Origin of the sequence: Pseudoduganella guangdongensis, from assembly GCF_009857475.1 — a bacterium.
GTDB lineage: Bacteria > Pseudomonadota > Gammaproteobacteria > Burkholderiales > Burkholderiaceae_D > Rugamonas > Rugamonas guangdongensis.
In genome coordinates this window covers 120,389-133,447 of sequence record NZ_WWCJ01000006.1, presented here as the reverse complement: position 1 = coordinate 133,447, position 13,059 = coordinate 120,389, and the positions used below count along the sequence as shown (strand labels likewise).

Below are 13,059 nucleotides of genomic sequence, written 5' to 3'. Positions count from 1 at the left end.
ATTAGCGCGCTGCGTGGGTGGCGGTTTCCTGCCGCGCCGCATGCGCCAGCGCGTCCGGCGTGATCCCCATCGCGCGCAGGGCGCGCACAGCCACACCCTGCTGCGCAGCGCTGGCCGCCAGCAGCACGTGCGCGCCCAGCAGCGGCTGGCCCGCCTTATCTTGCGCCGCCAGCGCCTGCAACAGCGCCTGGCCCGAGGCGCCGGCCCGGTACACGCCACCATCCGCCGTCACCGGCACGGCATCCGGCAGCGCCGCGCCGCCGCCAACACCGGACAACGCATCCTCATACTGCCGCTCGATCGCCGCGCGGAAGGCGGCCGGATCGGCCTGCAAGCGGCGGAATGCTGCGGCGGCGCTGCCGTCCGGCAGTTCCAGCGCAGCCAGGATAAAGTGTTCCGCGCCCGGCTGCTGCCGGCCTTCGGCGTTGGCATGCCGTTCCGCTGCCATGCACAAGGTTTTGATGGTGGCCATATCGGCCAGGCGGCGTTTAATGCTGGTGAACATGGTGGCGTCTCCTATGGATGGTCGGGGCGCGACAGGCGCTTATGCGCGGCCTGCTTCGACACGCCGAGAGCTTCCGCGATTTGGGCCCAGCTCCAGCCCTGCGCCAGGGCGGCATCGACCGCGCTGCGCTCGAGCCGGTCGGCCATCACGCGCAGCGCCACCACAGCCGCCAGCGCCTCGGCCGGATCGTCAGGTGAGGGAAGTGATTTCAGTGTCGTCATATCGTCAACTCTAGTTGACGATATCCGGGCTGTCAACTTTTATTGACGCAGGAAGCCCTGCAAGTCTTTCAGCGCGCCGGCCGACAAGCCATCCAGTTCCGGCGAGCGGCGGTCGATCTCATTGGCCAGGTCGACCAGCAGCCAATCCATCTCGTCCAGCAGGGCGCGCAGCTCCGCCAGCATGGCAGGATCGTCCTGCACCAGAGTCAGCATGCTGGCCAGGTTATCCGGTTGACATCCTCCTCGCCCTCGGCCTTCGGCCACCGCTTGCGCGGAAAGGGCGAGGATTCCTACTGCGCTGGACAAACTTGTCCAATCGCATCGGCGGGTTCCTGCTTCACAGAGTGGCCTGGATGCACCGGCTCTCCACAGGCTAGCAAGCGGAGTCCCCGCTCTAGGATGTTGATGGCACCCACCACGTCGGCGTGGTTTTGATAGCCGCATGCGATACATTCGAACGCGGCTTGAGTGCGGCGGTTTGCTGCTGCCACGTGACCGCAACAGGGGCAAGTCTGGCTCGTGTGGTGTGGTGGCACTGCGAGCAGTGTGCCACCTCCCCACGTCATTTTATAGGCCAGTTGGCGCCTGAATTCGCCCCAGCCCTGATCCAGGATGCTGCGGTTCAAACCACGCTTTTGCGCTACTTGCTTGCCCACTTGTTGTACTGTGCCCCTGGCAGACCTGACCATATTGCCTATCTGCAGATCCTCAATACAAACAATCGCATGGCCGGCACTGATCGTCGTGCTGGCTTTATGCAGAAAGTCGCGGCGCATGTTGGCGATGCGCACGTGCAGTCGCTGCACACGCGCCTTGGCCTTGCGCCAGTTCTTGCTGAACTTCACCTTGCGGCTCATTTGCCGTTGATACCTGGCCAAGCGCTGCTGATGGCGCTTAAAACAGTTCGTCGGTTCGACGGGAGTGCCGTCACTTAATGTCGCAAACCGGACCACGCCCACATCGATCCCCACCGCGCTCGTTGCCGCTGTTGGCACGGATTCGACATCGCGTTGCGTCTGGATCGAAATAAACCACTTCCCCGCAACGCAGCGCACCGTCACATTGCGTACTTCACCTAGCACCATACGGCTATTCCAATAACGCAGCCAGCCCAGCTTGGGCAGGAAAATGCGGCTATTCCCTTGGTCAAGTTTGATCTGTTTGGCATCCGGGAAGCGGAACGCATCGCCGCGTCCTTTGCGCTTGAAGCGCGGATAGGCCGCACGTTGGGCGAAGAAGTTCTTGAACGCTTGATCGAGGTGTTTTAGCGCATGCTGCAAGGGGTGACAAGGCGCCTCCCGCAACCAGGGCGTTTCCAGGCCATTGCGCCATGCGGTCAGCAGCTTGGCCATCGCCACATAGCCGATGTAGGACTTGCCCGCGGCATGGTTTTCCTGCTGGATCGCCAATGCTTTGTTGAAGACGTGGCGGCACGCACCCGCGAAGCGGCACATGGCGTGTCGCTGTTGGCCATTGGGAAGCAGTTCGAAGCGGAAGGCTTGAAGGCGTAGCATCCCTTCAGTATAGTTTGGCCTATGGACAGTTCAAGCGAGCTCCGCCATGGCAGACATTGCGTCTTTATGATGCATATCCATTTAGTCTTTGTCACCAAATACCGCCGCCACGTCTTCACACGGGCGATATTGGATGACTTACGCCAGATCCTTGACCGCGTCTGCACTGACTTCGAGGCGGAACTGGTGGAATTCGATGGCGAGGACGATCATGTTCACCTGCTGGTGAACTACCCGCCCAAGGTTGCGGTGTCGTGCCTGGTGAATAGCCTGAAAGGCGCTTCCAGCCGGGTGATCCGTAAAAAGAACTACCCAAGCATACGGCAGAAATTATAGGGTGGCGCTTTATGGTCACCCTCCTATGTGGCGGCGCTCCTAATGCCGTCATCCGACAATACATAGAGCAACAGCAAACTCCGCATTAACTCAATAGAATGGACGGCTGCGCCGTCCGCGCTCTTGACCCCGCCTTGAACGACGGGGTTTGCCGCGCATTGGATCAAGCCGGCGCAGCACCGCCTCCGTCACGTCGGCCGCCGCCACGATGCGCGCCAGCTTGTCCACCTGTTCGCCACGCAGGCCGTGCGGATAACCGCTGCCATCGAGCCGTTCATGGTGCTGCAGCACCGCCTTGGCGGCGGACGGCGGAAAGCCCTTCAAATCCTTCAGTAGCAGGTAGCCGGTTAAAGGATGGGCGTGGACGAAACGGCGTTCATCGGCCGTGATCTGGTGCGATTGGTCCAGAATATGGGGATCGGTATGCATCTCGCCGAAGTCATGGCACAAGGCCCCCAGCAGCAGCCGGCAGCTCGCCAGGCGCCACGCCCATGCGCTGGGGGCAGGCAAAGGCAATCACGGCGCTATGCAGGGTGTGCACGAACATTTCCGGATGCTTGTCCGACATGACGGTCAGGCACAGCTCCAGGGTGGAATGCAGCCGCAGGTTGGCGGTGCAATGTTTAAGCTGGCGCGGATCGCCGGCGCGCGCCAGCAATTGGCGGTAGGGCCCTTCGTGCTCCAGCAAGCGATCAAACTCGATGGCCAGCGCTTCCGCATCGGTCGCCTTTTCCGACGACAGCACCTGGTCCAATGGCGCCGACAGCTTATAGCGCGTCAGTTTTTCGAACTGCTTGCTATCGATACGCGCACCCTTGGCCAGCAGCTTGGTGCCATTGCTGGCGTAGATATCCTCGCTGGCGACGACATCGCGCGTATCGCCCATCTCCGTCACCGAACGCACGAAGTGCGGGCTCTCGCCCGGCACCTCCATCGCTTGCAACTCGCTAGCCATTTTTGTCCACCTCGGGGTCAGGAACGGAAGTGGACATTTTCTCAGAAAATGTCCACTTTTCTTCCTGACCCCAGGATGGACATTTACGGGGTGTTGTTAAGGCGTATGCGGATCGGGTTGGCGGCGCGGGTGGCGGCGTTGGCGACGTAGCTCTCCCATTGCGCGCGGCTGGTGATGTCGCCGGCGCGGCTCCAGGCGCCGCCGGCGTAGTAGCGCAGCGGCTTGCCGGCGCTGGCCGGGGCGAGGATCAGCTCATTCAATGCATCCTCGGCGAAGCCTTGCGCGCCCGGCACGATGACGGCGGTGCCGAAGGCGCCGTTGCTGGCTTGTTCGATCCATTGCAGCAGCACCTGGCCTTCGCGTTTGGTGGCGATCTGCGGGCTCTGGCCTTTGTCGGCGGGGTTCTTGTTCAGGCCAACGGCCACCGTCAGCGCCTGCTCGCCGGCGTAGCTGAAGGTCGATTCGATCATGTCGAGCTGATGGCCGGCGTCCACCGTGAAGCGCTTGGTTTCGGTGACCGGCAGGCCGGCCGCGTCCCAGGCGGCGTAAGACAACTCGAACACCGTGCGTACCGGGCCGTTGGCCAGCACCTTCCAGCCGGCGTAGTTGGTGGAGACGTACAGTTTGCCGCCTTGCCAGACGCCGGTGCCGCCGGCGCCGCGCGAGCGGCCCACGTTGTACATGTCCATGCCTTCGCCTTCGTCATGGTGGTAATGGTCGTGGCCTTTGTTGTACCAGCGGTCGACAATGGGGTAGGGCACGCGCTTGAACCACAGGTCGAGGCCGGACGTGACCAGCACTTCCTTCACCACGCCGGCCGGCGCGGGCGCGGCCAGGGCGGGGCCGTAGGTGCGGTGCGCGAGCTTGTCGTTCTCCCAGGCGAAATCGTCAAGCCGCTCCTGCACGTAGCGGGCGAAGGTCTGCGGCGGCGCGGGTGGCGCCACGGTGTCGATCTTTTCCACGGTGTAGCTGGCGCTCTTTTCGCCGGCCTTGAAGCTGTGCTGGAAAATCAGCTCGCCGTAGGCGATGCCGATATTCTGCGGATCCTTGGCCTGCGGCGCCACATTGGTGACCTGGTGCGGCACCACGCGACCCTTGGCGTCGCGCACGGCGATCTTTTGCACCAGCGCGTGCGGCAGGGCCTTGTTCACTTCCGACCAGGGCACGGTCACCGTCTCGGACGGGCGCGCGATGTCGAGGTCGTGCTGCAGCGTGATGGCCAGGCGTTCGGCGGCGCTGGCGCCCAGCGCGGGCAGTGCTGCGGCCAATGCGGCCAGGATGCGGGTGGTTTTCATCGCCAGTGCTCCTTAGTGGTGCTCGCGGTAGTCGGTGGTGCCGCCCTTCGGCAGGTAGTGGTAGGTGCGCACGCGGAACTGGATGTCGAGCTTGGGATTGGAGACCAGCTTGATCATCTCGGCGCCGGCCAGCAGCACCGGGCCGTAGCCGTGCAGGGCGTGTTTGCTGGTGGGGCGGTTGTAGTAGTACACCATGTCGCCGGCCAGCGTGGTGCCGACGCAGGTGCCTTCCACTTCGCCCTTGTCGGTGATCTTGGTCTGCAGGCCCGCCCAGCCGGCTTGCGCGATGGAGCCATACGGTGCCGGCGACACCCAGCCCTGGTTGACCGCGTGCGCGATCACATAGGTGAAGATGGCGGAGGCCGAGGTCTCCAGGTAGGAGTCGTTGCGGTCGATCATCTGGTGCCACAGGCCGCTGCCGGACTGGCGCTCGGCGATGCCCTTCAGCGCCAGGCGCAGTTGCGCCAGCACCTTGGGATAGCCGGGATGGTCTTTCGGCAGCACGTCCAGCAGGTCGGACATGGCCAGCACCGACCAGCCATTGGCGCGCGACCAGTAGAAGTTCGGCGCGTCGTGCATGCCGGCGTGCCAGCCGTGGGTGTACAGGTTGGTCTGCGGGTTGAACAGGTAGCCGGACATGTTCAGCACATTTTTCACCGCGTCGTCGAAGTAGGCCTGCTTGCCGGTCATGCGCCCCATTTCGGCCAGCGCCGGTACGCTCATATACAGGTCGTCGCCCCACAGCGATTCAGCTTGCGGGCGTTTGCGCGCCAGGGTGCCGTCCTTCAGGCGGAATTGCTTGTTGGCGACCCAGTCGCTGCAGGTGGCGATCATGTCGGCCAGGTCCGGGCCGATTTTGGCGGCGCGCGCGCGCATCAGGGCCGCGCACATCGAACCCGAGTCGTCCAGCGAGCGCGGGTCGAGGAAGCGCGAGAAACTGTTGGCGCGTTCCAGCTTGAACAGCTTTTCCTGCGCCGCGAAGTAGCCCTTGGTCTCCTTGAAGAAGTTGAAGTGGCGCTCGGTCATGGCGGTGAAGCTCTTGTCGCCGGTGGCTTCGGCGGCGCGCAGCAGGCCGGCGTGCACTACGCCCATTTCATACACCTGGATGCCGAAGTCGCCCTTGCTCGGCTCGAAAATCGCGTCGGCCACCGGGGTTTTCAGGTCGCTGATGGCGGCGCCGGTTTTTTTGCTGATGACGCGGGTCGGCGTCACGCTGTCCATATAGCCGCGCACCTTGTGCAGGGTGGCGCTGATCTCGGCCACCGGCGGCATCTTGTACGGCACCGGATAGGTTCCTTCACCCTGGTCGTTCGGGTTCTTGTTGTCGGGATTGCGGTAAGGGCCTTCGGCATGCGCCGGGCTGAGGGCGAACAGGCAGGCCAGGGCGGCTGCGAGCAGGGGCAAATTCGGCTTCATAGGTCTCCGGGTGCGACGTTTTAAGTGTGGTGAAAGTGCGTCATCTGGTCAGGCCATTCTAATTTGGTCAGACCAAAACTGCAAGGTGGACTAGCCAATCGCGTTTTTTGTGTGGCATACTGAAAACGAAGGCCAGGACCCGCAAAGGAAAAAAGAACATGACAATTACAGGCGCACGCTACATCAAGATGCACGAGGCAGACAATGTTGCCATCGTGGTCAATGACGGCGGCTTGCCGGCCGGCTCGGTGTTTGAGGACGGCCTGGTGCTGGTGGAAGGCGTGCCGCAGGGGCACAAGGTGGCGCTGGCCGACCTGGCCGAGGGCGATGCGGTGACGCGCTACAACGTGACCATCGGCTATGCCGACCACGCCATTCCGCGCGGCTCCTGGGTGTCGGAAAAGGTGCTGCGCATGCCCGGCGCCCGTTCGCTGGACGGCCTGCCGATCGGCACCCGCAAGCCGGCCCCGCTGCCGCCGCTGGAAGGCTACACCTTCGAGGGCTACCGCAATGCCGACGGTTCGGTCGGCACGCGCAATATCCTGGCCGTGACCACCACCGTGCAGTGCGTCTCGGGCGTGGTGGACTTTGCGGTCAAGCGCATCAAGGAAGAACTGCTGCCGCGCTACCCGAACGTGGACGACGTGGTGGGGCTGGAGCATATTTACGGCTGCGGCGTGGCGATCGATGCGCCGGGCGCCGACGTGCCGATCCGCACGCTGCGCAATATCAGCAAGAACCCGAACTTCGGCAACCAGGTCATGGTGGTGTCGCTGGGCTGCGAAAAGCTGCCGCCGACCCGCCTGTTCCCGGCCGGTTCGATCCCGATCACCTCGTCCAACGCGAACGCGCCGGCCGGCGAGCCGGATGTGGTCTGCCTGCAGGACGGCGCCCATGTCGGCTTCATGTCGATGATCGAGTCGATCATGCAGACCGCCGAGCACCACTTGAAAATTCTGAACGCGCGCAAGCGCGAAACCGTGCCTGCCTCGGAGCTGGTGGTGGGGGTGCAGTGCGGCGGCAGCGACGCCTTCTCCGGCGTGACCGCCAACCCTGCGGTGGGCTTTGCCACCGACTTGCTGGTGCGCGCCGGCGCCGCCGTGATGTTCTCCGAAGTGACCGAGGTGCGCGACGGCATCGACCAGCTCACCTCGCGCGCGGAAACGCCGGAAGTGGCGCAGGCCATGATCCGCGAGATGCAGTGGTACGACGATTACCTGAAGCGCGGCAGCGTTGACCGCAGCGCCAACACCACGCCGGGCAACAAGAAGGGCGGCCTGTCGAACATCGTGGAAAAAGCCATGGGTTCGATCGTCAAGTCCGGCTCGGGCGCCATCCACGGCGTGCTGTCGCCGGGCGAAAAGCTGGCGCGGAAAGGCCTGATCTACGCCGCCACCCCGGCCAGCGACTTCATTTGCGGCACGCTGCAGATGGCGGCGGGCATGAATATCCACGTCTTCACCACCGGTCGCGGCACGCCTTACGGCCTGGCGGCGGTGCCGGTGATTAAAGTCGCCACCCGCAACGACCTGGCGCAGCGCTGGCACGACCTGATGGACGTGAACGCCGGCCGCATTGCCAGCGGCGAAGCCACCATCGAGGACATCGGCTGGGAGCTGTTCCGCCTGATGCTCGATGTGGCGAGCGGCAAAAAGACCTGGGCCGAACACTGGAAGATCCATAATTCGCTGGCGCTGTTCAACCCCGCGCCGGTTACCTGATACGGAGTAAAAGACTATGACGCAAACCGCAAAACCCTTCAAGCGCATCCTGATGACCGGCGCCGCCGGCGGCCTGGGCAAGGTGCTGCGCGACCGCATCAAGCCGTGGGCCGATGTGGTGCGACTGAGCGATATCGCCGACATGGGCGAGGCGCGTCCGGGCGAGGAACTGGTGCGCTGTGATTTGTCCGACAAGGCGGCGGTGATGGCGCTGATGGAGGGCGTGGATGCGGTGCTGCACTTCGGCGGCATCTCGACCGAGGCGCCGTTCGAGGCCATCATGCAGGCCAATATCCTGGGCGTGGCCAACCTGTACGAGGCGGCCTACAAGCACGGCGTGAAGCGCCTGATGTTCGCCAGCTCGAATCACGCCATCGGCTACTACAAGACCACTGACATGCTGGATGCGAACATGCCGACCCGCCCGGACAGCATGTACGGCATTTCCAAGGTGTTCGGCGAGCAGATGTCGCGCTACTACTACGACCGTTTCGGCATCGAGACCGTGTGCATCCGCATCGGCTCCAGCTTCCCGCAGCCGGCCAACAAGCGCATGATGTCCACCTACCTGTCTTACGACGACCTGACCGAGCTGCTGCGCTGCTCGCTGTTCGCGCCGCGCGTCGGCCATACCATCGTGTTCGGTATGTCGGACAACGATTCCGTGTGGTGGGATAACCGCTACGCCGCGCACCTGGGCTACCGCCCGAAAGATTCCTCGGCCAAGTTCGCGCACCTGTTCCCGGACAGCAGCGAGTTCCCGGCCAAGGACGATGTGACCACCATCTACCAGGGCGGCAAGTTCCTGCTCGACGGCCCGATGTTCAAATGATCGAGCTGCGCAAGGGCGGCCTGCGGGCGGTGGTCTTGCCCGCCGCCGGCGGCGGCCTGGCGCGTTTCGACCGGCTAGCTGCCGACGGCACGCCGCAGCCGGTCCTGCGTCCGGCGCCAGACGGCGTGGCGCAACCCTTGCCGGGCCAGCTGGCCTGCTTCCCGCTGGTTCCCTGGTCCAACCGCATTGCCCCCGGCGGCTTTGAATTCGAAGGTCGCCGCTACACGCCCGCGCCGACGCGTGAAGGCGAACCATGCCCGATCCACGGCGATGGCTGGCGCCTGCCATGGCAAGTCGAATCGCGCGACGAATCCAGCGTGGTGCTGTCGCTCTACCGCCGCGATGCGTCGCCCTTCGCCTTTACCGCCCACATGGCGTACGCCTTGTCCGCCGACAGCCTGCGCGTGACGCTGAAGGCCACCAATAATGGCGCCCACGCGTTGCCGTTCGGCCTGGGCCTGCACCCGTGGCTGCCGCACCCGGAGGAGGCGCGCCTGCGCGCCGCTGCGGATGGCGTCTGGTTGTCCGGCGCCGACAAGCTGCCCAGCCAACGCGTGGCGCCGCCCGCCGCGTGGGACTTCTCCAGCGCCGCGCCGCGCCCCTTGCCGCGTGAAGGCGTGGACAACGCCTTCACCGGCTGGGATGGCCGCGCGCAGATCGACTGGCCCGCGCGCAAGCTGCGCCTGCGCATCGAGGCCGACATGGGCTATTACATCCTGTACGCACCGCCGGGCAAAGACTTCTTCTGCTTCGAGCCGGTGGATCATCCAATCAACGCCTTCAACCTGCCGGACGGCGCGGTCGCCAATGGCCTGACCGTGCTGGCGCCGGGCCAGGACCTGTGGCGCACCGTGACCTTCGCCGTCGAGGACATCGCATGAACAAGTTGCTGATGGCAGCGCTGGGCGCCGCCGCGTTGGCCGGGGCCGCCGTTTCCGCCTCCGCCGCGCCCTGGACGCCCGACCTCGGCAATGGCCGCTACCGCAACCCCATCCTGCACGCCGACTACTCCGATCCGGACGCCATCCGCGTCGGCAAGCGCTATTACATGACCTCCTCCAGTTTCAGCAACGTGCCCGGCTTGCCGCTGCTGGAATCGGACGATATGGTGAACTGGCGCCTGGTCGGCCACGCGCTGCCGCGATTGGTGCCGGAAGCCGCCTTCCGCACGCCGCAGCACGGCAAAGGCGTCTGGGCCCCGAGCCTGCGCCACCATGCCGGCAAGTTCTGGATCTTCTATCCCGACCCGGACCACGGCATCTACGTCATCACCGCACAAACCTTCGCCGGGCCCTGGAGCAAGCCGCGCCTGCTCATGGCCGGCAAGGGCCTGATCGACCCCACGCCATTGTGGGACGACGACGGCAAGGCCTGGCTGCTGCACGGCTGGGCGAGATCGCGCGCAGGCTTTAACAACGTGCTTAGCCTGCGCTCCATGGCGCCGGATGGCAGCCGCATGCTGGACGACGTGAGCCGTGTCGTCATCGACGGCAACGCGCTGCCCGGCTACAAGACGCTGGAAGGCCCCAAGTTCTACAAGCACAATGGCTGGTACTACGTGTTCGCGCCAGCAGGCGGCGTGGAGTTCGGCTGGCAGTCGGTGTTCCGCTCACGGCATGTCGACGGCCCCTACGAAGCCCGCATCGTGATGGAGCAGGGCGCGAGCGCCACCAACGGCCCGCACCAGGGCGCATGGGTGCGCGCTGAAGATGGCAGCGACTGGTTCTTCCACTTCCAGGACAAGCGCGCCTTTGGCCGCGTGGTACACCTGCAGCCTATGCGCTGGCAGGCAGACGGCTGGCCGATCATCGGCGAACCTTCCGCCAGGAGCGGCGTGGGGCAGCCGGTGATCGAGCATGCCAAGCCGGTCACACGCGGAGCGAATGCGCTGGGCGCGCCATCTCCCGCCGTCGGCGACGAGTTCGACGCGGCGCAGCTTGCCCCGCAGTGGCAATGGGTCGCCAATCCGCAACCTGCCTGGTACTCGCTAGCCGCCCGCGCCGGCCATCTGCGCCTGCACGCGCAGCCTGTGCCTGGCGGCCATGCTCCGCTGCGAGCCATGCCCTCCGTGTTGACGCAAAAGCTTCCCGCACCCGCCTTCACCGCCGTCGCGAAACTGGAACTGCATGCTGTCGCCGATGGTGATGCGGCAGGCCTGGCGATGTATGGACAAAATTACGCCTGGTTAGGCCTGCGCCGCGAAGACGGCGTGGTGCGTATCGTGCAGGTACGCTGCGAAGCGGCCAACGAGAAATGCCAGGAACAGGACAGCGCCGTCCTGCCCGCGCCGGCGCCGGCCATGCACCTGCAAATGCAAGTCGCCGCCAGCGGCCAAACCACTTTCGCCTTCAGCGCCGACGGCAAGCTCTACACGCCCATCGGCGTTCCATTCAACGCCGCCATGGGGCGCTGGGTCGGCGCCCAGATCGCCCTGTTCGCACGCGGCGCCAACGGCGCCCATGCCGACATCGACTACCTGCGCATCACCCCTTAGCGCGGCGCAGGGCGCAGCAGGCCAAGGCGGCCGGCGCCGGCGTTGGACATGACGTTGGGCTGCACATCCGCCGCCGGCAGGGCGGTGAAGCGATATGGCACGCTCCAGCCGACGTCGCCCGCCAAACCGCATTCCACCAGCGCCTTGCCATTCAGCTGCGAGCCGCGATCGAGCACTGCGCCGGCATCGGCGCCGCCGGGATTGCGCAGTACATCGCCGCAGCCGCGCGCACCCTCGATCTCGTAGGCATTGGCATCAATAATCACGCGCGCCTGTTTGGCGATGCCCACGCTGTAGCCATGCGCATATTCCGCATGCTTGCGCGAGCCCTTATGGAAGTTGTTCAGCAAATGCACCTGCCCGAAGCGCACGCGCGGCGCGCGGGTCGAAACATGGTCGAAGAAGTTGTTGGCAAACGTCACGCGCAAGTGGCCCTCATCGCCGATGGCGGCATCGCTGGCGCCCACCAGCGTGTTCTTCTCGTGCAGCGAGAAATGGTTGTACGACACGGTGACAAAGTCCGAACCGCCGGTAATATCCAGCGCGCCGTCGTGGCACTGTTTCAGCATGCCATTCTCACGCGGCGCCTGGCCGTCCGTGTGCGGCGCATCGGTAAAGCTGTTATGGTCGATCCACACATGGTGCGAGCCGGAGACCGCGATGCCGTCATAGACCGAATTCCAGTTGCCGTTGGCGCCATCCTGCGCATCCCATTTCGGCGCGGGATCGCAGGGATTGCGGATCGACAGGTTGCGGATGATGACCTGACTCACATTCGACAGCTGCAGGCTGGCGTTCACGAACCCCGCATCCTCGCCCAGCCCGATCAGCGTGGTGTTGGAAGGCAGCCGCACCACGCCCGGCTTGGCGCCGTCCGCCATGTCGATGGTGCCGCGCACCTGGATGATGCGGGCCGCATCGGCAGTCTTGAGCGCCGCCAGCAGCTCCGCGCGCGTGCCGATCGTATGCACCGCGCCGGCAGCGGCGGCAGCGCCGCCCTGCGTGCCGCCCTCCATGCCCGCCCAGCCATCGGCCGGTGCGTGCTCGCGCGCCAATCCGCGCGCCGTATCGGCCGGATCGACCAGCGGGCCGAGGGCAGGGAACAGGCGCACCAGCTCGCGCGCCGCCATATCGCCGAAGAAGCGGCCGCCCTTCGGCCCGAGGTGGGTGTAATCGAAACCGGCGCCCTTGGGCGCGGCCAGCGTATCGGCCTGCTCAGGCCCCATTTCCTGCACCGCAGCCAGCGACAAGGCATTCAGGTCCAGCAGGGCGGCACCCTCGCGCCGCGCCACCTCGCGCGCCGCCGCCGCCCACGGCGCCAGGTCGTTCCACACGTAGCCGTTGCGGAAGCTGCGGCGGGTGAGGGACGTCACCAGCACCGGCACGCCGCCGCCCGCCTTCACGTCCGCCACGTAGCGCGCCAGGTTGGCCGGGTACTCGCGCACCAGGTCCGTCGAACGCCCCGGTTTGCCCGGCTGGTCGTTGTGGCCAAACTGCATCAGCACATAGGTCTGGTTGAAACCTGCGCTATTGCGCAGCAAGGCCTGCACCTCGTCCCAGCGCCCTTCCGCGCGGAAGGAGCCGGAGCTGCGGCCGTTCTTGGCCAGGTTGAGGCATTGCGTGCCGGGGCGCTGGCGGCGGCACAAGTAGTCGCCGTAGCCGCCGCCGCTGGCGACGGTCGAATCGCCGGTCAGGATGATGCGGTCAGCCGCCTGCGCGGCGGAGAGGGAAGTGAGGCAGGCAAGGGAAAGCAGGACGTGGCGCAGCATG

Annotated in this window: 13 protein-coding genes and 1 pseudogene; 5 read left to right on the top strand and 9 right to left on the bottom strand. The window is 65.2% G+C overall.

All coding sequences use genetic code 11. The features are described 5' to 3' along the window. Position 1: 1 nt before the first annotated feature. The 4 genes from GTP41_RS09930 to GTP41_RS09915 form a co-directional block, all read right to left on the bottom strand. Complete coding sequence (locus GTP41_RS09930) at positions 2-505, bottom strand: Clp protease N-terminal domain-containing protein (protein WP_161025426.1); 504 nt, start codon at positions 503-505, stop codon at positions 2-4. An 11-nt stretch (positions 506-516) separates the two neighbouring features. Further along, on the bottom strand, positions 517-726 hold the full coding sequence (locus GTP41_RS09925; RefSeq protein WP_161025425.1) for a helix-turn-helix domain-containing protein: 210 nt from the start codon (positions 724-726) through the stop codon (positions 517-519). 39 nt (positions 727-765) lie between these two features. Further along, complete coding sequence (locus GTP41_RS09920) at positions 766-939, bottom strand: hypothetical protein (RefSeq protein WP_161025424.1); 174 nt, start codon at positions 937-939, stop codon at positions 766-768. A gap of 77 nt (positions 940-1,016) precedes the next feature. Continuing rightward, the gene (locus tag GTP41_RS09915; RefSeq protein ID WP_161025423.1) at positions 1,017-2,240 is read right to left on the bottom strand and encodes an RNA-guided endonuclease InsQ/TnpB family protein; all 1,224 of its coding nucleotides are present in this window, start codon (positions 2,238-2,240) and stop codon (positions 1,017-1,019) included. Positions 2,241-2,261: 21 nt separating this feature from the next. On the opposite strand from GTP41_RS09915, the pseudogene tnpA reads away from it, so the two are divergent. Then, positions 2,262-2,665: pseudogene (gene tnpA, locus GTP41_RS09910) on the top strand (IS200/IS605 family transposase). Between the two features lies 1 nt (position 2,666). On the opposite strand, the gene GTP41_RS09905 reads toward tnpA, so the two are convergent. The 4 genes from GTP41_RS09905 to GTP41_RS09890 all read right to left on the bottom strand — a co-directional run bounded on the left by GTP41_RS09905 (position 2,667) and on the right by GTP41_RS09890 (position 6,242). Further along, positions 2,667-3,005, bottom strand: coding sequence for an HD-GYP domain-containing protein (locus tag GTP41_RS09905; protein ID WP_229502809.1), 339 nt, complete (start codon positions 3,003-3,005; stop codon positions 2,667-2,669). Positions 3,006-3,015: 10 nt separating this feature from the next. Further along, on the bottom strand, positions 3,016-3,531 hold the full coding sequence (locus GTP41_RS09900) for a hypothetical protein (protein WP_161025421.1): 516 nt from the start codon (positions 3,529-3,531) through the stop codon (positions 3,016-3,018). A gap of 83 nt (positions 3,532-3,614) precedes the next feature. After that, positions 3,615-4,826, bottom strand: a complete 1,212-nt coding sequence (locus GTP41_RS09895) for a BT3233 family polysaccharide utilization protein (protein WP_161025420.1) — start codon at positions 4,824-4,826, stop codon at positions 3,615-3,617. A 12-nt stretch (positions 4,827-4,838) separates the two neighbouring features. Then, the gene (locus GTP41_RS09890; RefSeq protein WP_161025419.1) at positions 4,839-6,242 is read right to left on the bottom strand and encodes a glycoside hydrolase family 88/105 protein; all 1,404 of its coding nucleotides are present in this window, start codon (positions 6,240-6,242) and stop codon (positions 4,839-4,841) included. Positions 6,243-6,400: 158 nt separating this feature from the next. Here GTP41_RS09890 and garD point away from each other — a divergent pair, with 158 nt between their 5' ends. From garD to GTP41_RS09870, 4 genes are read left to right on the top strand one after another with little or no spacing between them, the layout of a single operon-like run. After that, complete coding sequence (gene garD, locus GTP41_RS09885) at positions 6,401-7,963, top strand: galactarate dehydratase (RefSeq protein ID WP_161025418.1); 1,563 nt, start codon at positions 6,401-6,403, stop codon at positions 7,961-7,963. A gap of 16 nt (positions 7,964-7,979) precedes the next feature. Beyond that, the gene (locus GTP41_RS09880) at positions 7,980-8,795 is read left to right on the top strand and encodes an NAD-dependent epimerase/dehydratase family protein (RefSeq protein WP_161025417.1); all 816 of its coding nucleotides are present in this window, start codon (positions 7,980-7,982) and stop codon (positions 8,793-8,795) included. Continuing rightward, complete coding sequence (locus GTP41_RS09875; protein ID WP_161025416.1) at positions 8,792-9,676, top strand: aldose 1-epimerase; 885 nt, start codon at positions 8,792-8,794, stop codon at positions 9,674-9,676. The genes GTP41_RS09880 and GTP41_RS09875 overlap by 4 nt, the downstream gene beginning before the upstream one ends. Continuing rightward, entirely contained in the window at positions 9,673-11,289 is a 1,617-nt protein-coding gene (locus GTP41_RS09870; RefSeq protein WP_161025415.1) for a glycoside hydrolase family 43 protein, read from the top strand. Before GTP41_RS09875 ends, GTP41_RS09870 begins: the two co-directional genes overlap by 4 nt. On the opposite strand, the gene GTP41_RS09865 is transcribed toward GTP41_RS09870, so the two are convergent. Next, positions 11,286-13,058 carry a pectate lyase family protein gene (locus GTP41_RS09865; RefSeq protein WP_161025414.1) on the bottom strand — a complete coding sequence of 591 codons (1,773 nt, stop codon included), beginning with the start codon at positions 13,056-13,058 and terminating at the stop codon, positions 11,286-11,288. The genes GTP41_RS09870 and GTP41_RS09865 overlap by 4 nt on opposite strands. Between the last annotated feature and the right edge of the window lies 1 nt (position 13,059).

What these genes read in the sequence shown, in the direction of transcription:
- GTP41_RS09900 (WP_161025421.1), bottom strand. Translation starts at nt 3,531, where the DNA reads ATGGCTAGCGAGTTGCAAGCGATGGAGGTGCCGGGCGAGAGCCCGCAC.
- GTP41_RS09890 (WP_161025419.1), bottom strand. Translation starts at nt 6,242, where the DNA reads ATGAAGCCGAATTTGCCCCTGCTCGCAGCCGCCCTGGCCTGCCTGTTC.
- GTP41_RS09920 (WP_161025424.1), bottom strand. Translation starts at nt 939, where the DNA reads ATGCTGACTCTGGTGCAGGACGATCCTGCCATGCTGGCGGAGCTGCGC.
- GTP41_RS09925 (WP_161025425.1), bottom strand. Translation starts at nt 726, where the DNA reads ATGACGACACTGAAATCACTTCCCTCACCTGACGATCCGGCCGAGGCG.
- GTP41_RS09875 (WP_161025416.1), top strand. Translation starts at nt 8,792, where the DNA reads ATGATCGAGCTGCGCAAGGGCGGCCTGCGGGCGGTGGTCTTGCCCGCC.
- GTP41_RS09895 (WP_161025420.1), bottom strand. Translation starts at nt 4,826, where the DNA reads ATGAAAACCACCCGCATCCTGGCCGCATTGGCCGCAGCACTGCCCGCG.
- GTP41_RS09915 (WP_161025423.1), bottom strand. Translation starts at nt 2,240, where the DNA reads ATGCTACGCCTTCAAGCCTTCCGCTTCGAACTGCTTCCCAATGGCCAA.
- GTP41_RS09930 (WP_161025426.1), bottom strand. Translation starts at nt 505, where the DNA reads ATGTTCACCAGCATTAAACGCCGCCTGGCCGATATGGCCACCATCAAA.
- GTP41_RS09880 (WP_161025417.1), top strand. Translation starts at nt 7,980, where the DNA reads ATGACGCAAACCGCAAAACCCTTCAAGCGCATCCTGATGACCGGCGCC.
- GTP41_RS09870 (WP_161025415.1), top strand. Translation starts at nt 9,673, where the DNA reads ATGAACAAGTTGCTGATGGCAGCGCTGGGCGCCGCCGCGTTGGCCGGG.
- garD (WP_161025418.1), top strand. Translation starts at nt 6,401, where the DNA reads ATGACAATTACAGGCGCACGCTACATCAAGATGCACGAGGCAGACAAT.
- GTP41_RS09905 (WP_229502809.1), bottom strand. Translation starts at nt 3,005, where the DNA reads ATGCATACCGATCCCCATATTCTGGACCAATCGCACCAGATCACGGCC.
- GTP41_RS09865 (WP_161025414.1), bottom strand. Translation starts at nt 13,058, where the DNA reads ATGCTGCGCCACGTCCTGCTTTCCCTTGCCTGCCTCACTTCCCTCTCC.